General features: G+C 70.1%; 19 protein-coding genes and 1 tRNA gene. 10 read left to right on the top strand and 10 right to left on the bottom strand.

Translation table 11 applies throughout. From position 1 onward, the window contains the following. Nucleotides 1-96: 96 nt before the first annotated feature. Nucleotides 97-333: a hypothetical protein gene (locus ACFTXQ_RS11415; RefSeq protein ID WP_382638609.1), complete on the top strand. Its 237-nt coding sequence runs from the start codon at nucleotides 97-99 to the stop codon at nucleotides 331-333. A gap of 250 nt (nucleotides 334-583) precedes the next feature. Continuing rightward, on the top strand, nucleotides 584-781 hold the full coding sequence (locus ACFTXQ_RS11410) for a hypothetical protein (protein ID WP_382638606.1): 198 nt from the start codon (nucleotides 584-586) through the stop codon (nucleotides 779-781). Between the two features lie 220 nt (nucleotides 782-1,001). Here ACFTXQ_RS11410 and ACFTXQ_RS11405 read toward each other — a convergent pair whose 3' ends face one another. After that, on the bottom strand, nucleotides 1,002-1,628 hold the full coding sequence (locus ACFTXQ_RS11405) for a DUF642 domain-containing protein (protein WP_382638604.1): 627 nt from the start codon (nucleotides 1,626-1,628) through the stop codon (nucleotides 1,002-1,004). A 481-nt stretch (nucleotides 1,629-2,109) separates the two neighbouring features. Between ACFTXQ_RS11405 and ACFTXQ_RS11400 the strand changes: the two genes are divergently transcribed. The 4 genes from ACFTXQ_RS11400 to ACFTXQ_RS11385 all read left to right on the top strand — a co-directional run bounded on the left by ACFTXQ_RS11400 (nucleotide 2,110) and on the right by ACFTXQ_RS11385 (nucleotide 5,867). Then, nucleotides 2,110-3,264, top strand: a complete 1,155-nt coding sequence (locus ACFTXQ_RS11400; protein WP_382638601.1) for an oxygenase MpaB family protein — start codon at nucleotides 2,110-2,112, stop codon at nucleotides 3,262-3,264. Between the two features lie 277 nt (nucleotides 3,265-3,541). Beyond that, the gene (locus ACFTXQ_RS11395; RefSeq protein ID WP_382638598.1) at nucleotides 3,542-3,700 is read left to right on the top strand and encodes a hypothetical protein; all 159 of its coding nucleotides are present in this window, start codon (nucleotides 3,542-3,544) and stop codon (nucleotides 3,698-3,700) included. Between the two features lie 24 nt (nucleotides 3,701-3,724). Beyond that, nucleotides 3,725-4,630: a serine/threonine protein kinase gene (locus ACFTXQ_RS11390; RefSeq protein ID WP_382638596.1), complete on the top strand. Its 906-nt coding sequence runs from the start codon at nucleotides 3,725-3,727 to the stop codon at nucleotides 4,628-4,630. 331 nt (nucleotides 4,631-4,961) lie between these two features. Beyond that, on the top strand, nucleotides 4,962-5,867 hold the full coding sequence (locus ACFTXQ_RS11385) for a cytochrome P450 (RefSeq protein WP_382638594.1): 906 nt from the start codon (nucleotides 4,962-4,964) through the stop codon (nucleotides 5,865-5,867). 673 nt (nucleotides 5,868-6,540) lie between these two features. Here ACFTXQ_RS11385 and ACFTXQ_RS11380 read toward each other — a convergent pair. Genes ACFTXQ_RS11380 through ACFTXQ_RS11365 form a run of 4 tightly spaced genes read right to left on the bottom strand, consistent with a single transcriptional unit; the run spans nucleotide 6,541 to nucleotide 10,846 of the window. Then, on the bottom strand, nucleotides 6,541-7,296 hold the full coding sequence (locus ACFTXQ_RS11380) for a S1 family peptidase (RefSeq protein ID WP_382638591.1): 756 nt from the start codon (nucleotides 7,294-7,296) through the stop codon (nucleotides 6,541-6,543). A gap of 54 nt (nucleotides 7,297-7,350) precedes the next feature. Next, entirely contained in the window at nucleotides 7,351-8,955 is a 1,605-nt protein-coding gene (locus tag ACFTXQ_RS11375; protein ID WP_382638589.1) for a prenyltransferase/squalene oxidase repeat-containing protein, read from the bottom strand. A 35-nt stretch (nucleotides 8,956-8,990) separates the two neighbouring features. Then, a complete protein-coding gene (locus ACFTXQ_RS11370; RefSeq protein WP_382638587.1) occupies nucleotides 8,991-9,752 on the bottom strand; it encodes an HAD family hydrolase in 762 nt (253 codons plus the stop codon). Continuing rightward, entirely contained in the window at nucleotides 9,749-10,846 is a 1,098-nt protein-coding gene (locus ACFTXQ_RS11365) for a cytochrome P450 (protein WP_382638584.1), read from the bottom strand. Before ACFTXQ_RS11365 ends, ACFTXQ_RS11370 begins: the two co-directional genes overlap by 4 nt. A gap of 572 nt (nucleotides 10,847-11,418) precedes the next feature. On the opposite strand from ACFTXQ_RS11365, the gene ACFTXQ_RS11360 reads away from it, so the two are divergent. The 3 genes from ACFTXQ_RS11360 to xerC all read left to right on the top strand — a co-directional run bounded on the left by ACFTXQ_RS11360 (nucleotide 11,419) and on the right by xerC (nucleotide 14,444). Then, the gene (locus ACFTXQ_RS11360) at nucleotides 11,419-11,922 is read left to right on the top strand and encodes an acetoacetate decarboxylase family protein (RefSeq protein WP_382638581.1); all 504 of its coding nucleotides are present in this window, start codon (nucleotides 11,419-11,421) and stop codon (nucleotides 11,920-11,922) included. Nucleotides 11,923-11,925: 3 nt separating this feature from the next. After that, nucleotides 11,926-12,771 carry an SDR family NAD(P)-dependent oxidoreductase gene (locus tag ACFTXQ_RS11355; RefSeq protein ID WP_382638578.1) on the top strand — a complete coding sequence of 282 codons (846 nt, stop codon included), beginning with the start codon at nucleotides 11,926-11,928 and terminating at the stop codon, nucleotides 12,769-12,771. A 317-nt stretch (nucleotides 12,772-13,088) separates the two neighbouring features. After that, complete coding sequence (gene xerC / locus ACFTXQ_RS11350) at nucleotides 13,089-14,444, top strand: tyrosine recombinase XerC (RefSeq protein WP_382638575.1); 1,356 nt, start codon at nucleotides 13,089-13,091, stop codon at nucleotides 14,442-14,444. 31 nt (nucleotides 14,445-14,475) lie between these two features. Here the strand turns inward: xerC and ACFTXQ_RS11345 are convergent. Further along, nucleotides 14,476-14,549 (bottom strand) — tRNA-Pro (locus ACFTXQ_RS11345). A 114-nt stretch (nucleotides 14,550-14,663) separates the two neighbouring features. Between ACFTXQ_RS11345 and ACFTXQ_RS11340 the strand changes: the two genes are divergently transcribed. Beyond that, nucleotides 14,664-15,149, top strand: a complete 486-nt coding sequence (locus tag ACFTXQ_RS11340; protein ID WP_382638889.1) for a DUF309 domain-containing protein — start codon at nucleotides 14,664-14,666, stop codon at nucleotides 15,147-15,149. Between the two features lie 15 nt (nucleotides 15,150-15,164). Here ACFTXQ_RS11340 and ACFTXQ_RS11335 read toward each other — a convergent pair whose 3' ends face one another. From ACFTXQ_RS11335 to ACFTXQ_RS11320, 4 genes are read right to left on the bottom strand one after another with little or no spacing between them, the layout of a single operon-like run. Beyond that, complete coding sequence (locus tag ACFTXQ_RS11335; protein WP_382638572.1) at nucleotides 15,165-15,557, bottom strand: VOC family protein; 393 nt, start codon at nucleotides 15,555-15,557, stop codon at nucleotides 15,165-15,167. 4 nt (nucleotides 15,558-15,561) lie between these two features. Beyond that, nucleotides 15,562-16,194 carry a lactate utilization protein C gene (locus ACFTXQ_RS11330; protein WP_382638569.1) on the bottom strand — a complete coding sequence of 211 codons (633 nt, stop codon included), beginning with the start codon at nucleotides 16,192-16,194 and terminating at the stop codon, nucleotides 15,562-15,564. After that, nucleotides 16,191-17,663, bottom strand: a complete 1,473-nt coding sequence (locus tag ACFTXQ_RS11325) for a lactate utilization protein B (protein ID WP_382638566.1) — start codon at nucleotides 17,661-17,663, stop codon at nucleotides 16,191-16,193. The genes ACFTXQ_RS11330 and ACFTXQ_RS11325 overlap by 4 nt, the downstream gene beginning before the upstream one ends. Further along, nucleotides 17,660-18,415 (bottom strand): (Fe-S)-binding protein, encoded by a 756-nt coding sequence (locus ACFTXQ_RS11320; protein WP_382638563.1) that lies wholly within the window; start codon nucleotides 18,413-18,415, stop codon nucleotides 17,660-17,662. Before ACFTXQ_RS11320 ends, ACFTXQ_RS11325 begins: the two co-directional genes overlap by 4 nt. Between the last annotated feature and the right edge of the window lie 12 nt (nucleotides 18,416-18,427).

The raw sequence follows: 18,427 nt of genomic DNA, 5'->3' as shown, positions 1-18,427 counted from the left end.
CGGCCGGGCCCAGCGCCAACGATCCGGGGACTGCACGGAGACCGCGCGACGGAATGACGCGCCGTGTCACTCCGGCTGGTCGATCGTTGGCAGGGCATGAAGAAGATCATCACCACCACCGCCCTGGCCCTCGCCACCGTCGCCCTGGCTGCCCCCGCGCACGCCGACAACGATTCGAACTTCGGCGCAGGCGTGAACGCGGCCAACAACTGGAACTTCACCGCTGCCGCCGTCTGTCTGCAGGAAGTCGCCGTCGCACCCCTCCTCGGCGAGTGGGTGGGCGACCACACCAACAACTGCTCGAACGGCAACGTCATCGACCACTCGAAGTAGTCCCGCGAGCCGCACGATCCGCATCACCACCGGGTCCGGCTGCTCCGGTCCCTCTCCGCCGCATCCACCGCGGACGGCGGGCCGCAGCCGGTCGGCCGGGGCCGCCCGCCGTGTGCAGGGCCAGTTGCGAAAGTGATCCTCGCAGGTCCCCAGCGCCCGTGATGCCGAAGCGGCGCAACAGGACGACCATGAGCAAGGGTGCGTCGTGCTTGGAGAGGCGCGCGCTCCCCATCCCAGATGAACTGAGGAGATGGACAAGGAGCAGGTCATGGTGGAGAAAAGCCCGAACAAGACTGCCGCACAGGACGCGCCCCGTACGCCGGAGCGCGAGACGAGCGAGCCTGCGACCGCCAAGAAGCCGTCGGATGTGCGTTACGACTTCTGCCCGCCTGCTGTGCAGGACGGACTCGTCGACCTGCCCGAGCACCTCGACGACAACAACAAGTGAAGGAACGCAGCTCCCTCGAGGCCGCTTCCGGGTCCGCAGCGCTGTAGTGAGCGACTGTCCCTGGCCTGTCGGCAGGCCAGGGACAGTCGCTCACCCTGACGTCAAGCACTCCTCGGGCTGCACTCCTCGAGGTCGAGTAGTGCCCGAGCTGCGGTAAACAAGACCACCTGCCCGCTGGCGACGCAGCGTGGGCTTGGGTGTGCGGTCGGGGGGCTGGACGTCAGGGCCTTTCGACGACCTTGATGTCGGTGATGAGGGGGCCGCAGGCGTGGTTGGTGTCGGAGATGAACTGCAGGCGGCTGAAGCGGTCGGTGCCCCACAGGGTGGCGCGGCGAAGGGTCCAGGTGCTGCTGCGGGCCGGCTTGGTGATGCTGCCGAGGTCGAAGTGCTCGGCGTGCTCGGGGTCGGCGGCGAACTGGACGCGGAACTCCTGGACGACGTCGCGGGCACCGGAGACGCAGTCGGGGTGGTCGTTGATCTTCGTCTTGAAGGTGACCTGTTCTTCTGCGTCCTTCTCGGTCGCGATGGTCTGCTCGATGCCTCCGCGCTCGCTGCCGCCGAGGTCGATGGCCTGTGACCCGTCGGGAGTGCGGGAGGCGGCGCGGCCGAACACGTCGACGCTGCCGAGTACGACGCGCCAGCCGGGGATCGCGTTGCTGCCGAGGGTGACCCGCAGGAGCGAGGAGGCGTTGTCAGGATCGACGTAGGGCTGGATGAACGCCGGATTGGTGACCGGCACGACGGTGGCCGCGCTGGCACTGGTCGCCGCGGTGCCCGCCAGCATCGTGGCCAGCGACACGACCAGGGCAGTACGGGCCGCGGCGCGCGACCGGGAGGTGTTGCCCATCTCGACTCCTCGTTTTCGGGTCTGCCAGGGGAGGGGGGACACCCCTGGCGGCTGCTTCGCCGAGAGGGCGCCGCGGCAAGACCAGCACGGCGATCCAGGCCTGACGACCCCGAGATCGTTTCTGCGCCCTGAAAGATCACCCGGCTGGGCGAGGTCGGCGGAGCAGGACCGTTTTACCAGGTCAGAGCCCATGACCGCGGGCGATGACCACTCATGCCAGGCGGTGCGGAGGCGACTTCCTCCCCGCTGCCGGTGGCGCAGATCGGATGAAAAGGGGTGAGGGTTCGGGCGGTGTGGGCTACTCGGGTGAGGAGCAAACGATCCCGCGCTGCCCGGGGGTTCTTTCCGCTGCTCTGCCGTCGCCACGATGCCGCTGGACGGGCCGCCGCCGGCATGACGGGCGTCGACAGACCCGTCGCGTCGCGTTCTGCGACTGTCCGTGCCCATCTCCTGTGGTTTCCCGAACGAAAGAGGTTCCTCTGTGGCTTTGACGCTTGCGACGATCGACGCAGAGCTGGAAGCAGCCGCCAAGGTCGGAGATCCGAAGGCTGACGCACTCGTCTCGGACCTGATCGACAACAAGGAGATCGACGGGGTCAACGCCCTGTTCCGCACCATCGGCACCCTCAAGCCCGGGATGGACCTGTCCACCCTCCCGCCGCGCCTGGCCGGGTTCCTGAAGGAGGCGGCCGCCCCGCCGCCGGACTGGTCGGAGGCGGACGTCAAGGCCGCGGAGAGCTTCTTCGCGCACCACCACGGCGAGGTGTCCATGCTCCAGGGCACGGTCGGCCTTATCGGCACCTACCTCTCCCCGACCGGGGCCTTCACCCTCCGCTCCACCGGCCGCCTCGGCGGCGTCGAAGGACCCGGCCGCCGCCTGTCGCAGTCCTCGCGCCTGTTCCTCGACATGGGCAACAAGAACGCGCTGCGCGACGGCACCCTGGCCGCCAACGTCACCAAGGTCCGCCTCGTCCACGCCTCCGTGCGCCAGCTCCACAAGAAGAGCGGCGAGTGGGACTACGCCAAGTGGGGCGAGCCGGTCTCCCAGAAGTACACCGCCGGCGCCTCCATCATCTTCTCCACCCAGATCCTCAAGGCCATGGAACGCCTGGGCATCGATGTCTCCAAGGACGACGCCAAGGGCTTCATGTGCGCCTGGCACTACGTCAACCACTACCTCGGCACCCCCGACAAGTGGCTGCTCCCCAAGGACCCCAGCCTCGCCGAGGCTCTCTGGGACCACGAGCGCGACAAGGAGTGGAAGAAGACCGACGACGGGGTCTTCATGACCAAACAGGCTGTCGACTTCTACAAGAAGTTCTACCCGCCGGGCGTCCACGACGCCTTCATCGCGATGGTCCGCCACGCCCTGAGCGACAAGTACGCCGACATGGCCGGCCTGCCCAAGAGCGTCCTGGACGCCGCCGCCAAGCCGATCGCCGCCGGCAACGACCTGATCAGCGGCGTCGGAGGCGGCCTCCTGGGCGGCGGCGCGAAGAAGGCCACCGGCGTCAACCCCTACAAGGAGATCGTCGGCATCGCCTCCAAGGGCTTCAACGAGGTCCAGAAGTTCGCCCTCACCCAGGGCGAGGACGACCAGCCGCAGATGCACCAGGAACTCGGCGACAGCCGCTGAGCACTCCACGCCTGCTGGTCGGCGCGCCCGCGGCTCCGGCACGCTGGCCAGCAGGCATCCGGACGCGACACGCGTCCGCCCCGGGGACGGGACAGCTCACCGGAGACATGCCACTTCACACCCCCGCCGTCCCGCGTGCGGCACGGCCGACCGAGCCGGGTGTGCTGCTGGCACGCGGGAGGAAATGATTCTGCGCCTGTCCTGAGGGTGATTCTGGTGGGATCGCTCCCGACAACCACGTACCGGCCCAGGCCGCTTCCAGGAGAGCAGGAACCGCATGACGCTGACCAGTGGCCACGAGCACCCGGCCGCCGATACCTCACCGAACGCCGCCGACGACGGAAGCGACGATCCGAGCAACAGCAGCACCCATTCCTCCAGTCCCGTGTCGAAGCCCACGAAGTCCCACGGCCCCGACGACTCCAGCCTCTTCTAGCGGCTGGCATCGGTGCGACCAGCAGTGATCGAAGCGGGAGACGACCGGATGCTGGAGCACTCGGTCGGCCGCTTCCATCTGCGGCGCGGGCTGAGTGTCCAGGGCTGCCGGGGCGTGTACGAGGCCGAGGACGGCCAAGGGCAGCCAGTGAGCGTGCGGACCGTCTGCCTCGACGCCGAACGGGGCCTGCACCGGCGGCTGGACAACGAGTACCGCTCCCTGACCCACCTCGCGGGCAGGGGCCCCGCTCCCGCGGTGATCTTCGCCGGCCGCACCGCCACCCTACGGTATCTGGTCACCCAGTGGGTCGACGGGCGGCCGCTACGTGAGCGGGCCAGGCGCAGCGACCTGCGTACCCTGGGCCGGGTGCTGCCCGCCACGGCAACGGCGCTCGCGGGGCTTCATGTCGGCGGTGTGGTCCACGGCGACCTCAACGGCGGCAACATCCTCATGGGCGAGGGCGGCCGGATCTACTTCGTCGACTTCGAGTCCTCGCTGGTGCGCGACGATCCCAGGCCGGTTCAGGACTTACCCAGGAGGGTGACCTGGGTTCACGCCGCACCCGAGCTGTACCGGGCGGCGCAACAGCACCTGCCGCTCGTCCCGACGCCGGCGAGCGACCAGTACGGTCTGGCCTCCCTGCTGTACCGCTACCTCACCGGCCACCGCCACCGCGACATCCCCGCCATACCCGAATCCGACCGCCCCCTGCCCAGCACACCGCCTCTCCCCCTGGAGGGCGCTGCCACCGCCCTATGGCCCCGTCTGCCAGCGGTCCTGGCCACCGCCCTCGCCGACGACCCCGACCACCGCCACCCCACCACCGGCGACTTCGCCCACGCCCTCCACCACGCCATAACGCCCGCAGCCCAGCCACCCGACCACCGCGGGCCCGGCCTGCCGGCCGCCGACAGACACTCGACGGACTGACGAGCCCGGCTTATCGGCAGTGTCGGCAGACGGCGCCCCGGGCAGTGTGCCCATGCGGCCCGTGCGGCCAGGCGGGAAACCGGGACGGGCAACAGCAGTGGCTGGGGGGCGAATGGGTGCGGTGCAGGGTCGTGACGGCGCGGTCTTCCTGCAGGCGCGCCACCAGTCCATTTGGGCCGGCTCCCCGGAACCGGAAGCGCCCGGACGCAGGCTGGTAGTGCATCATGCAGAGGCCCGGCGGCTCCTGACCGATCCCCGCTGCCTCCTCTCCCCCGGGCATCTCGCGCAGGGCCCCGCCTCAACGATGTCGGTCGCCCAGCTGGACCCACCCATGCACACCCGGATCCGTGCTCTGATCAACGGCGCCTTCGCCGCCAAGTCGATGCGGCAACATCAGCCCGTCATCGAACGGCGGGCCCAAGCGTTGGCGGCCAGGCTCCTGGCTCGCGGCCGCCCCTTCGACGCCGTCGCCGGATTCTGCGTGCCCTACGCCTTCGGAATCCACTGCGACCTGCTGGGCGTGCCCCAGGAGTTCAGGCTGCGGCTGTACCGCTGGTCCTGGGCGCGCGCCGCCGACCCCGATGCCGGCCCCGAGCAGAAGCGAACAGCCGAGACTGAGCTGCACCGCATCGTCACCGGTATCCTCCACGCGCTGGGCGGCGACGGCCAGCGCGTGGGTGTGCTGGGCGGTCTGCTCGGCGTCCACGACCGAGGGGTACTGACGCGTGGGGAGGTGCGGGGGCTTGCCGCGTCGCTGTTCTTCGACGGCGCACACCTGGCAGCAGCCCAGCTGGCCACCGCCCTACTGTGTCTCCTCCTGCACCCCGAGCAGCTCACCCTGGTCCGAACCGGCCAGGCCCCCCTGTCCGGGGCAGTGGAAGAAGTCCTGCGCTACAGCCCCGCCATCACCCTCGGCATGGCCCGCGACCGCACCGGACAGTCCCCGTCTGGTCCCGCGACGTGCGTGGCGTTCGGGCCCGTCAACCGCGACCCAGCCGCCTTCACCACACCGGACGTCTTCGACATCACCCAGCACCCCAGCCCCCACCTCAGCTTCGGACGCGGTATCCACCACTGCCTCGGCGCCCACCTCACCCGCCTTCAACTGAGCACCGCTCTGCGCGTCCTGCTCCTCGAACACCCGGTCCTACGTCTCGCCACCCCACCGCACACGCTGGCCTGGACAGCCAGCCCCACCTTGCGCACACTCACCGCCGTTCCCCTCACCTGGCACTAACTCGACGCGGGCAAGGGCTCGGAGGCGGAGCCGACGGACGTTGTGGACGCCGCTTCGATCCAACGCGTCACACAATGACCACCCCTTGCGCCGCCGTCATCGCCGCGGCGGTGACAGAGCTCCGGCAGGTGCAAAGGGTCGCCGGGACGCGAGCGCGTCTGCAGAACCCCTGAACCCCACATCACCGCTGCTGATACACACATCAAGTCCACGCCCACCAGCCGTCGGCGGGTCAACCGATCCAGCTCTCACTGTCAGCATCTGCCCACATCCTGACAGTTGCCTAGTTCGAGGGGGGACGGTGTCAACGGTTCGTTCAAGCCGCAGGATCGAAAGGGCTGGCGCTAACGCCCTGCGCACACTTCTTGAGGACCACGCTCACATCGTTCAGGAGATCGACGGTGGGCGCCCGGAGTCTCGGGCTGCGGCAAGACGCGCAGACCGCTCCGGGCATCGACACGAGGGCCTCTCCCGTCACTCGATCCCTCGGCCCAGACTACGTGAACGTCTTCTGGGTGCTGGCTGAACTGGGATTTCGCCAACAGCCAGCTCGAAAGGGCCTCAACGGCCGCGAGACCTGACACCAACGCATGCGGCGCAGAGAGGTGATCCCCTTGCCCAACAGGCCGGCCGTGCCCCTGCGAGGGCCAAGGGCATGGCCGCCGGCGGAGGGTCAGTGGGATGCGATGTCGTCGGTGATGGCGCTGCTGTACCTGCTGACGCGGGTGTAGACCCCGGGCTTGCGGGGCCGGCCACAGCCGTCTCCCCACGACGTGATGCCGACGAGGACGCCCTGGATGAGCAACGGCCCGCCCTCGTCGCCCTGGCAGGTGTCGACTCCGCCTTCCTGGTACCCGGCGCACAGCATGCTGTCCGCGTTGAAGTGGGAATAGGACTCTTCGCAATCGTCGGGGGCGACGATCGGGACCTGAGCCTTCCTGAGGTGCGAGCTGCGGGTTCGACTGCTCTGAGCGGTGTCACCCCATCCCGCGATGGTGCCTTGCGTACCGGTCGCGTACGAGGCATCCGGTGCAGGAAGGCGCGCGGTCTCGTACGTGGACAGCGGTGTGGCAAGGTGCAGCACGGCGACGTCCCGGCCCTGCTCGACGTTGCTGAAGCCGGGCTGGATCCAGATCCGGGAGACCCGTACCGCTGCACCGGCCTTGGTGCGCTTGTCGTCCCGGCCGGCTACGACAATGAGGGCCGATGCCTTTGTGTTCACCACGCAGTGGGCGGCCGTCACGGCGGCGTCCGGGGCGACGAGGGTAGCTCCGCAGAACTGGGTGCCTCGTGCGTCGAGCAGCATCAGCATGAACGGCAGGTCCTTGGTCGAGGCCACGGAGCCGCCCACGACCGCCTGGGCGGCCGGGGCGGACGCCGCCAAGACGCACGACAGCATGCCCACGAGGGCGAGCAGTTTTCTGATCATGCCGGGCTAACGAGGCCATGCGTCGAACAGGCACGACGGCGCCGGGGGTGGCTCTCAGGCACCGCCTGCCCGAACCGCGGCGGGAACCTGTCCGTCCCGTGCCGTGTGGATGGCCGGGGGTGCCACGCGGTGGGAGACGTGGCCGAGGGCCATGAGGGTGAAGATGTCGCCGAGGACGGGGATGCGGAACACGAAGGGGCGTGGCCCGATGGAGTCGGAGATCGAGTCGACGCTCCCTTCGCTGTTCTGCCTGGCCATCAGGTATTCGATCCCGGCGGCGACCGGGCGCGGGTCCGACTGGTGGCACAGCGCGATCACGGCGTAGGCCGTGCTGACCGGGTCACTGGTCGATGCCGGTTGCTGGCCCCAGCCTCCGTCGGTGTTCTGGCTGTTCAGGATGTGTGTCAGGGCCCGTGATTTCAGTTCTTGCGCGTGCGGTGCGTCGGACTGCGAGACGGCCAGCACGGAACGGAACATCGTGTGGAGCCGGCTGGAGCTCCAGTCCGGAGGGAAGGTGCCGTCCGCGCGCTGTTGGGCGGCGAGGTACTCCAGGGCGGTGCTGAGCACGGCGGGGTCGTGGGATGGCAGGCAGGAGAGCGCGTTGATCGCGGCGGCGGTCATGCAGGCCTCGGAAGGGGCGCCGGCCACGTAGGTGGGAAAGCCCCCGTCGGGGCCGCGGGTGGCGAGCAACGCCTTCGTTCCGCGTTCGATGGCCTGCCGGTGTCCGGAGGAGCCGTGGGTCTGGAGCAGTTCGAGTACGACCGAGGTGTCGTCGACGTCCGTGACCTCGGCGCCATCGGTCACGGACCAGCCGCCGTTCGCCTTCTGCCGCCTGACGAGGTTGTCGGCCATGGCGTGGATGAGGTCGTCGGGTGCGCCCGCGGCCAGGAGCGCCACGCCCGCGGTTGCGGTGCACCAGGTGTCCGTATCGGTGAAGAAGGGGATCCCGCCGTCGCGGCGCTGGTGCTCGAGGAGCGTGTCCACTCCGTTGCGGACGATGTCTTCGTGTCCGCCGAGCCGGTGCAGGGCGTGCAGGGCGGACAGGTGGACCAGGAGGTTGCCCTCCCAGATCTCGCTCCGGTTCTGGGTGGACAGCAGCAGGTCGATGTCCCGGCGTTCGACGATATGCCGTGCGCCCGGTGCCGTTGCCCAGATGACCTTCACGGCCGCGGTCTGGGCTTCGGCCCAGGGGTGGAGTCCGGCGTTGGAGAAGGAGGTCTCGTCCGGCACCCACTTCGTGCCGCTCTCGGCGCCGCAGGCGATGAGCAGCGCCTCGAAGGTGGCGCGCTTGCGCCGGCTCGTGAAGTCGGGTGCCTGCGTGATGTAGGTGTCCAGGTCGAGTGACTGCCTTCCGTCGGCAGGGCTGCCGCAGGCTGCCGCGATGAGCACCTGTTCGAGCGGGTGGGCGGTGGTGCGGCGTCGCTGCAGGTACCCGGTGATCCTCGTGGCGGGGTCGGTCCGGTCGGGCATGGCGCGCAGGAGTGACAGTGCGAGTGCGGACTCCAGTACCCGGCTCTGGCAGGGGTCGCGGACGCCTCCATCGGGATCGACGCGTTCTACCACGTAGGTCGAGAGCCGATCCATCGTGGTACGCCAGCCGGTGGGGAGCGCATTCTCCTGCCAGAGGGGGTGGTGGGGCGGTATGCGGCGAACGCGCACGGGGTCACCTTTCGGGAGTGATGCGGAGGGTGCCTTCAGGCAAGGGGGCGGGCGTCATTACGGCGCGGTGTCGGGGCGGCCGTGAAGGCGGCCAGGTCGTCGATGCGTTCGATGACCCGCCAGGCGTGCTGATGCAGCTCGGTGTTGTGGGGGCACGCCATGAGTACGCCGTGCCCGGTGCAGGCGAACATCTGGAGGTCGTACTCGTTGTCACCCACCACCAGCACCCGGCTGGGACGCAGTTGGTGACGAGCGCAGAAGTCGTGCAGCTGCCGGTGTTTGAGGCCGGCGGCGTCGATCGTGAAATCCACCGAGATCAGGGCGCCGGTGTCGTCGAAACCGAGTTGGACGTTGCTGTAGCGGTCCGTGACTCCCAGGCGCACGGCCATGTGCTCGACATAGGTGCTGAACGAGGCGGAGATCAGCCCCACCCGCAGCCCGGCCTGCTGAACGGTGCGGATCATCGGTGTGACCGAGGGTCGGAGCCTGATCTTGGAGAACACGGTTTCGGCGGCTGTACGGGAAATCCGGCCGGTGGAGGTCAGCAGGTCCAGCAGGTGCTGGTCGGCGACGGCCTGGCTGATCCGCCCGGACTCGGACTCGCGGATCAGCTCGCCCAGCCGTCGCAGGGGAATCCCGAGGGCCGTCAGGAGTTCGGCCGCCGAGTTGTCGAGGGTCAGTGTGTCGTCGACATCGAAGATCACCGCATCGAACGGGCGCAGGCGGCCGTCGGACGGGGCAGGCAGCGACCCGGCCGTGTGCGGAACGTTGTCGGGGCGCTCGTGCGGCTCGGTCATGGCCGCACCCGGAGGGCCGTCAAGGCCCGTAAGGGGAACGTCGGCCGGTAGACGGGAGTGGCTTCCGGTACCGCCGACAGCGTCGGGAGACGGGCGGCCATCTCCTCCAGCGCGATCCGGAGCTCCGCCCGGGCGAGGGCGGCCCCCACGCAGTAGTGCGTGCCCCGGCCGAACGCCAGATGCGGGGCCGCGGGCCACCTTCCCGACAGACATCGGTCCGGATCCGGGTACCGGCCGGGATCGTGGTTGCCGGCGCCGTACAGCAGGAGCACCCTGCTCCCGGCGGGCAGCACGACGCCGGCGACGCTCACCTCCCGCACTGCGGTCCGGTACATGCCGACGACGGGACAGTCCAGCCGCAGGCCCTCCTCGACGAGGTCAGGAACCGCCACGGTGCCGTCGACCAGCGCGGCCCAGCCTCCCGGCGAGCGCAGCTGCTGCCTCACGATGATGGCCAGTGCCTGCGCCAGGGTGGTGTGGCCGGTGATGATCAGGGTCGGGATCAACCCGGCCACCTCGTCCGGCGACAAGCGGTGCCCATGGGGGCTCTCGTGCAGCATGGCGCTGATCAGGTCGTCGCCCGGATCGGACAGCCGCTGCGCCGTCAGCGTTCTGGCGAACTCGCCGAAGGCGCGCAGCCCCGTGGCGTACTCCCGCAGCTGCTCGGGAGTGTGGTCGCGGCCGACCATGAGCTGGACCTTGTGGTCGGACCAGCGCAGACACGCCTGGTGGTGCTCGTCGGGGATGCCGAGGAAACGCAGGATCACCGTCAGTGCGAACGGCAGCGCGAATTCGGTGATCAGCTCGAACTCCGGGGCGCCGGCGAGGGGGTGCAGCAGCTGCACGGCTGCGGCTCTTACATCGGCCTCGGCGGCCTTCAGCGCCCTTGGGGTGAATCCCGCATTGATGACGGATCGGACCCGGGTGTGCTCCGGCGGGTCCATCTCGCCCAGCGAAGCCGACTCCCCGCTCCAGGTACTCAGCATCTCCGACACATCCGCGGGCAGGTCCGTCAAAGGACGCGGCTTGTGGTCCCGAGCGGAGAAGTCCTCGTCGTTGCGGAGGATCGCGGCGATGTCGTCGTACCCGGTCACACACCATGCCTGAAGCTGAGGAGAGTGAAAGACACGGCCCCGTTCGTCAAGCCGCGCCAACGCACCGTAGATGTCATCCCGATCACGGTTCCGGGGATCGAACCCCGCTGGCAGAGCCTCATCGTCAGTCAACCTTCCCGCCAAGAATTCCTCCAGGTGGACGGCGTCAGCGACGTCCACTATTGCTCCGCCCCCATCACCCGTCCAGCAAGGAATCGGCCTCGCCCCAGCACCCGTGTTTCAGCCGCGGCCGGCAAGGATGCGGTCGCCGATTCCGGTGTGCGGCCGGTGGTGGCCGCACCTTTCCCGCCAGTCCGGAGATGCCCAGACTGACTCAGATGGAGGGCGGGTAGGCAGAAGGGCGCTCTCTGAACATCCGAGACGAGGGCCCAGACGCGAACCAGCCCGCTGAAAGGCATCCGATGGACAACAGCCGGTCCGGGACAGGTGACGGGAAATACCCGCCACCGCCATGGCGCTCCACCGCCACCCTGTGGTGCGGCCTGTTCCCCACGGCGCACCAGCTGCCCTGCCCCCTTCCCAGGCGGCTGCCCCTTCCGAGGATGCTCGCGGTGCTGCTGATCCGCTACCGCGGAGACCTCAGCTACGACGAGTTCGCCCTTGCCTCCCTGCGGTTCCACGGCCGTCGGCCGGGTCTGTGGGTCCACCGGATCTGGGTCGACGACGAACTCTCCCTGCGCGGGGGACGGGAGATCTGGGGCCTGCCCAAGAAGCTGGCCGAGTTCTCGTGGACATCGGACACCACGGTGCACATCAGCGACCGCACCGGAGACATCGCCGCGCTGTCGTTCGCCTCCCGCTCCCGCGGCCTGACGCTGCCCCTGAAGATGCGCGGGTTCGGGACGCTCGGTGACACCTTGCTCCTCAGCACCTTCAGCGCACGCGGCCGAATCCGTCCGGCAACGCTCGACATCCTCGGCTGGGCGGACACCCTGCCTCCCCTGTCCCGACGCTCCGCAGCAGCTGCCTTCCACTCGCCGGCCCTGCGCGCCACCGTCGACGCGCCCCTGCGCCTGGGTCCCGTTCCGTCCTCTCCTCTTCGCCACGGAGGCTGACTCATGCCCATCGGCCGCAACTCCCCCGCGGGCTGGACCTGTCTGGTGACGGGGGCCGGCTCGGGCGTGGGTCGCGCCCTGGTCCATACGCTGGCCCGCACCGGTGCCACCGTATGGGGGTGCGACGTCTCCCCCGCCAATCTCGCCGCCACCCGCGCCGAGTTGGCAGAGCGCCCCTACCGTGATGCCGTCGTACTCCACCAGACAGACGTGACCGACAGGGCCGACCTCGAAGAGTGGATTCGCACGGCACATACCGCCACCGGACGCATCGACGTACTAGTCAACAATGCGGCATTCATTCGCTGGCTCGACGTGGCGGAGATGACCGTCGATGATGCGAAGCTGACCATGCAGACCGCTTATGACGCCACGGTATACGGCGTAAAAGCCGTGTATCCCCTCATGGAGGCCGCCCGTCGCGGCCACATCATCACCATTGGATCCTCCGCCGGCCGCATCTACGTCAAAGGCCCCTCTGCCGCGTACGCGGCGTCCAAGGCAGCCCTTGAGGCGTACATGCGCGTTCTGCAACTCGAACTCAAAGGCACACCCATTCGAGCCACCCTGGTCAGGCCAGGAGTCATCGCCGGCACCCAGTTCTTCGGTGAGCACGTCCCCTCTTCACGACTGCCGCGCTTCGCGGACTTCACGCCGATCAGCTCCCCCCAGCAGATCGCCGCCGCCATCGCCACCTCCATCGTCAATCCACGGGACATCATCGACATTCCACGTATTCTGCCTGCCCTCTATTGGGCCTTCGCCGCAATGCCGCGAACCATGCAATACCTCGTCGGCCTGGGCGGGCCGGCCCGCCGTGACTACGGGCCTTCACAGGAGAGCAGCTGAACCTCGCCGCACCGGCCCAAGACGGTCCGCGGGACCATATGCCTGACCGGTCAGGACCAAAATTCAGCTCGCCCCCGGACCACGCTCCCGAACCGCCATTTCACCTGGTGAGCCATTCCCCAACCGCGATCTGCTCGCAGTCTGGAAGTCGACGTCCCTTGGCGCCCGGACAAGGGAAACGCACTGGTCACGGCCGGTATGAGGATCGTGGTGGTCGCATGTGGTCGCACGAGACTGGACGTGTCGGCCCTTCCTCCGCCTCCTGGAGGCGATCCCCATGCGCACCACCGCCGACCGCGGCCGCATCTACCGCCGATGTGGCTGCCGGGACACACTGCATCACCAGCTCGGAGCACACTGCCCGCCTGGTCGCTGACGGTGACCACGGGACGTGGACGTTCGCCGTCGACGTCCCGGCACCGCGCCGCCGGACGACCGTCCGCCGTGGCGGATTCCGCAGCCACGACGCGGCCAAGGGGGCGCTGCGGAGGTTCCTGGAGGGCGAGGCCGGCGGGTTCAACGCCGACCCGAACCAGAGCGTCGACGACTACCTGACCGCCTGGCTCGCCGCCAAGGCGCTCGTGCTCAAGCCGACCACCGTGGCGCGTTACCGGGACTACGTCCACAACGACCTCGTCCCGGCCTTCGGGACCCTGAAGCTGGACGAGCTCGGGCACCGTCACATCGCCGCGTTCGTCACCGGCGAGCTCGCCGCAGGCCGCGGCGAGACCACCCTCTACCGCTGCCTGGCCACCCTCTCCAGCGCCCTCGGTGACGCAGTCCGCCAACACCGCCTCGCCCACAACCCCGCCAGCCCCCCGGCACTTCACCGGCCACCGTCACCCGAGCGCCGGATCTGGACCGCCGACGAGGCCATCCGCTTCCTCCAGCACTGCCATCAGGCAGACCCGGACATGGCCGACCTATTCGAATTCCTCATCGGCACCGGCATGCGCAAAGGAGAGGCCCTCGGTCTGCACTGGGACGACGTCCACCTGGCCGAACGTGTCCTCTACGTACGTTGCACGCTCTCCGCGATCGACAACAACCACCTCGTCATCACCACGCCCAAGACCCGTACCAGTCGGAACTGGGTCGCCCTCTCACCCCGCGTTGCCACTGCACTCGAGCACCGGGCCCGGTCAAGGGCCCGCCGCCACAGCGACCCCAGCGATCCATTCACCGGACTCGTCTTCTGCAGACCCGACGGCCGACCCCTGCGACCCCACACCGTCCTCGACCGGCTCCGGCAACTCTCCAAAGAGGCCGGCGTACCCCAGGTGACCGTTCACGACCTGCGGCACCTGGCCGCCACGATCACCATCACCGCCGGCGTCCCCCTCACCGTGGTCTCCAAGACCCTGCGGCACTCCACCCTGTCGACCACCGCCAACATCTACAGCCACCTCACCCAACAAGCCGCCCGCGAAGCCGTCGACACCATCGACTACACCCTCACCCGGGCCCAGAAACGAAACGACCGGCGAGCCTGGCTGGAACGGCTGCGACCACCACGCGACCACATCCAGCACCTCCGCGAAGCCCTCAACCGGCTCCGCTCCCCCGCCCCGACCGGCTTCCACCCCACCGCCAACCAACCCCAAAGCGGGCGTGCGACCACACTGCGATCACCAGCATTCCGGGCACGGAAAAGGCCGTCCTCTCATGTGTGAGAGAACGGCCTCCGACCTGCGAAAAGCAGAGTCGGGACGACAGGATTTGAACCTGCGACCCCTTGACCCCCAGTCAAGTGCGCTACCAAGCTGCGCCACGTCCCGTTGTGCCTGGGCTGTCTTTCGACCGGGTTTTCCCCGTCCCTGCGGCACATGCAGAACATTACCCCACGCCGAGGGGTGCGCATGCACCGGTGATCGGCGAGGGGGGAGGATGGCCTGGTGAACGCACGGGATCGGGACGTTGAGGGGCGGGCGCGCAGTGCGCGGCCGCGGGACGGGCTGGGGCGGCCGTTGCCCTACGGGGCGCCGGGGGTCGAGCGGCAGCCCGAGGGGGTGGTGCGGTCGGGGGCCGAGACCGTGCGGGAGGCGCAGCGGCTGCTGGACGCCGGGATGCCGTTCCACGCGCACGAGGTGTTCGAGGACGCCTGGAAGTCGGGGCCGCAGGACGAGGCCCCGCTCTGGCGGGGGCTCGCGCAGCTCGCGGTGGGGCTGACGCACGCCGCGCGCGGGAACGCCGTCGGCGGGGCGCGGCTGCTGCGGCGCGGGGCCGACGGCCTGGCCGGGCGCGGCGGTGCGTACGGGATCGACGTGGCCGGACTGGTCGGCTGGGCCCGGGCACTCGCGCACCGGGTGGAGGCGGGCGAAGGGATCGACGCCGCGGGCGAGGCGCCCGGGCTCACCGGCCCGCCGGGCCCCGCCTGACCACCCGGCCAGGGCCTACGCGGCGGGCTGGAGCAGGTCCCAGCGGTTTCCGTAGAGGTCCTCGAAGACGGCGACGGAGCCGTACGCCTCGTGGCGGGGCTCCTCCAGGAAGCGGACGCCCTCGGCGGTCATCCGGGCGTGGTCGCGGGCGAAGTCGTCGGTGTAGAGGAAGAAGCCGACGCGCCCGCCGGTCTGGTCGCCCACGCGGGAGCGCTGGGCGTCGTCCTTGGCGCGGGCCAGGAGGAGGGCGGACTCGGTGGCGCCGGGCGGGCGGACCACGACCCAGCGGGAGCCGTCGGGGCGGGGCGTGTCCTCGGCGAGCTCGAAGCCGAGGGCGCGGGTGTAGAAGTCGACGGCCTCGTCGTAGTCGTGGACCACGAGGGCGGTGAGGGCGATGTGGGAGGGCATGCCCCTATTGTGCGCCGAGGAGGATCACCTCCAGGGTGCGGGGGCCGTGGACGCCCTCCACGCGGTCGAGTTCGATGTCGCTGGTGGCCGAGGGGCCGGAGATCCAGGTCAGGGGGCGGGTTGGGTCGAGGCGTTCGAGCGCCTGGGGGACCGAGTCCACCACCTGGCCGGGGACACGGACCACACAGATGTGGTGGTCCGGGACGAGGGTGATGCGGCGGCGCCCCTGCTCCGGGCCGCCGTCGAGGACGATCGTGCCGGTCTCGGCGATGGCCAGGGCGCAGCCGGTCACGACGCTGTCGACGGCGTCGAGTTCGTACGGGGTGGAGGCGGCGCGGTCGGGTACGCGGGCCGGGTGGGCGTCCGCGAGCCAGTGCGGGGGCAGGGCGGGCGGGACGAGGACCGTCGCGGAGCCCCGCTCGGAGAGGAGCCGGGCCAGCAGCCCGGGGAGGCCGTCCTCGTCGGTGCGGTGGACCTTCGCGCGGTATTCGGCCAGGTTGGCGGCGAGGAGGTCGGCGCTCTCGGCCGGGGTGCGGGCGCCGTGGACCCGGAGGTAGTCCCGGGGGACCGCCACGTCCGGCCCCGGGTCGGGCACGGCGCGGCGGATGCGGGCCAGGATGCGGTCCCTGCTGGTCACTGCGGGGTCTCCCGTTCTCGGGTCGTCCACCAGTCGCGGAAGGACTGCGCCGGTACGGGTGGCAGTTCGCGGGTGTCGGTCCAGGCCCGGCCCGGTCCGGGCAGCCTGCGGGGCGCCAGCCTGCGGGCCCGGGCCAGCAGCCGCTCCCCCGCGCGGAGAGCGCCCGGACGGTCCAGGAGCAGCCGGGCCGCGCGCATGGCGGCCCGTTCGGCGGTGTGGCCGTGCGCCGGGCGGATCCGCACGCGGATGCCGTCGCGTGTCACCGGGCCGCCCTGGGCCACCCGTTCGCGCAGGTGGACGAGGACCTCGGGGATGTCGATGGCGACCGGGCAGACCTCGTAGCAGGCCCCGCACAGGGTGGAGGCGTAGGGCAGCGAGGCGTCGATCTCGCTGCCGGTGCCGCGCAGTTGGGGGCTGAGGATGGCGCCGATGGGGCCCGGGTAGACGGATCCGTAGGCGTGGCCGCCGGCGCGCTCGTAGACCGGGCAGACGTTGAGGCAGGCGGAGCAGCGGATGCAGCGCAGGGCCTGGCGGCCCACCTCGTCGGCGAGGGTGTCGGTGCGGCCGTTGTCGAGGAGGACGAGGTGGAAGACGGACGGCCCGTCGCCGTCGGTGGTGCCGGTCCACATGGTCGTGTACGGGTTCATCCGCTCGGCCGTCGAGGAGCGGGGCAGGGTCTGGAGGAAGACCTCCAGGTCCCGGAAGGTCGGGACGACCTTCTCCACGCCGACGACCGAGATGAGGGTCTCGGGCAGGGTCAGGCACATCCGGCCGTTGCCCTCGGACTCGAAGACCACCATCGTGCCGGTCTCGGCGACCATGAAGTTGGCCCCGGACACGGCGACTTTGGCGCGCAGGAACTTCTCCCGCAGGTGCAGGCGGGCGGCTTCGGCCAGCTCCCGGGGGTCGTCGCCCAGCCCGTCGGGCGCCGGGCGGCCCCAACTGCCCATCTCCGTACGGAAGATGTCGCGGATCTCACCCCGGTTGCGGTGGATGGCGGGGACCAGGATGTGGGAGGGCCGGTCGTGGCCCAGCTGGACGATGAGCTCGGCGAGGTCGGTCTCGTAGGCGGCGATCCCGGCCGCCTCCAGGGCCTCGTTGAGGCCGATCTCCTGGGTGGCCATGGACTTGACCTTGACGACCTCGCGTTCACCGGTGGCGCGCACCAGGTCCGTCACGATGCGGTTGGCCTCGTCGGCGTCGGCCGCCCAGTGGACGGTGCCGCCGGCCGCCGTGACCGAGGCCTCCAACTGCAGGAGGTAGCGGTCGAGATGGCGCAGGGTGTGGTCCTTGACGGCCTTGCCGGCGGCGCGCAGCCGGTCCCAGTCCTCCAGTTCGGCGACCGCGCGGGCCCGCTTGTCGCGGATGGTGTGCGTGGCGTGCCGGAGGTTGGCGCGCAGCACGTCGTCCCGTACGGCCTCGCGCGCGGCGGAGGGGAAGGCGGGCATGCCCAGGTACGTCCCCGTCATGGCAGGGGGTCCTCCTCCGTGGCGGCCAGGATCTCGGCGAGGTGCAGGGCGCGGACCGGGGAGCCGGTGCGCCGCAGCAGGCCGTCGAGGTGGGCGAGGCAGGAGTTGTCGGCGCCGCACAGCACCTCGGCGCCCGTCGCGGCCGCGCTGCCGATCTTGTCGGTGCCCATCGCGGTCGAGACGTCGGGGTTCTTGACGGCGAAGGTGCCGCCGAAGCCGCAGCACTCCTCGGCACCGGGCAGTTCGACGAGGTCCAGGCCCTTGACGGCGGCCAGCAGCCGCCGCGGCCGGTCCCCCAGCCCCAGGCCCCGCAGGCCGTGACAGGACGGGTGGTAGGTGACGGTGTGCGGGAAGTACGCGCCCACGTCGGTCACGCCGAGCACGTCGACGAGGAACTCGGTCAGCTCGTACACGCGCGGGGCCAGCGAGCGGGCGGTCTCCGCGAGCTCCTCGCCCCGGCCCTCCGCCGCGGCCTTGCGGCCGATGCGCGGGTAGTGCTCGCGGATCATGGCGGCGCACGACCCGGAGGGGGTGACCACGTACTCGTAGCCGGCGAAGGCCCGCGCCGTGCGCGCCATCAGCGGTTCGGCCTCGCGCCTGTAGCCCGTGTTGTACTGCGGCTGCCCGCAGCAGCTCTGGGCCGCGGGGAAGTCCACGGTGACGCCGAGGCGCTCCAGGAGGCGTACGACGGCGATGCCCGTGCGCGGGTACAGCGCGTCGTTGACGCAGGTGACGAACAGGGCGACGCGCATGATGGGCACAAT

It is taken from the genome of Streptomyces sp. NPDC057010, from assembly GCF_042673805.1.
Taxonomy (GTDB): domain Bacteria; phylum Actinomycetota; class Actinomycetes; order Streptomycetales; family Streptomycetaceae; genus Streptomyces.
The sequence above is the reverse complement of the archived record's forward strand: the minus strand, read 5'-3'. Positions and strand labels throughout refer to the sequence as shown.

Excerpts from the sequence above, each read along its gene's own strand:
- ACFTXQ_RS11325 (WP_382638566.1), bottom strand. The coding sequence starts at position 17,663 with ATGACGGGGACGTACCTGGGCATGCCCGCCTTCCCCTCCGCCGCGCGC.
- ACFTXQ_RS11405 (WP_382638604.1), bottom strand. The coding sequence starts at position 1,628 with ATGGGCAACACCTCCCGGTCGCGCGCCGCGGCCCGTACTGCCCTGGTC.
- ACFTXQ_RS11415 (WP_382638609.1), top strand. The coding sequence starts at position 97 with ATGAAGAAGATCATCACCACCACCGCCCTGGCCCTCGCCACCGTCGCC.
- ACFTXQ_RS11355 (WP_382638578.1), top strand. The coding sequence starts at position 11,926 with ATGCCCATCGGCCGCAACTCCCCCGCGGGCTGGACCTGTCTGGTGACG.
- ACFTXQ_RS11395 (WP_382638598.1), top strand. The coding sequence starts at position 3,542 with ATGACGCTGACCAGTGGCCACGAGCACCCGGCCGCCGATACCTCACCG.
- ACFTXQ_RS11380 (WP_382638591.1), bottom strand. The coding sequence starts at position 7,296 with ATGATCAGAAAACTGCTCGCCCTCGTGGGCATGCTGTCGTGCGTCTTG.
- ACFTXQ_RS11335 (WP_382638572.1), bottom strand. The coding sequence starts at position 15,557 with ATGCCCTCCCACATCGCCCTCACCGCCCTCGTGGTCCACGACTACGAC.
- ACFTXQ_RS11410 (WP_382638606.1), top strand. The coding sequence starts at position 584 with ATGGACAAGGAGCAGGTCATGGTGGAGAAAAGCCCGAACAAGACTGCC.
- ACFTXQ_RS11385 (WP_382638594.1), top strand. The coding sequence starts at position 4,962 with ATGCACACCCGGATCCGTGCTCTGATCAACGGCGCCTTCGCCGCCAAG.
- ACFTXQ_RS11320 (WP_382638563.1), bottom strand. The coding sequence starts at position 18,415 with ATGCGCGTCGCCCTGTTCGTCACCTGCGTCAACGACGCGCTGTACCCG.
- ACFTXQ_RS11370 (WP_382638587.1), bottom strand. The coding sequence starts at position 9,752 with ATGACCGAGCCGCACGAGCGCCCCGACAACGTTCCGCACACGGCCGGG.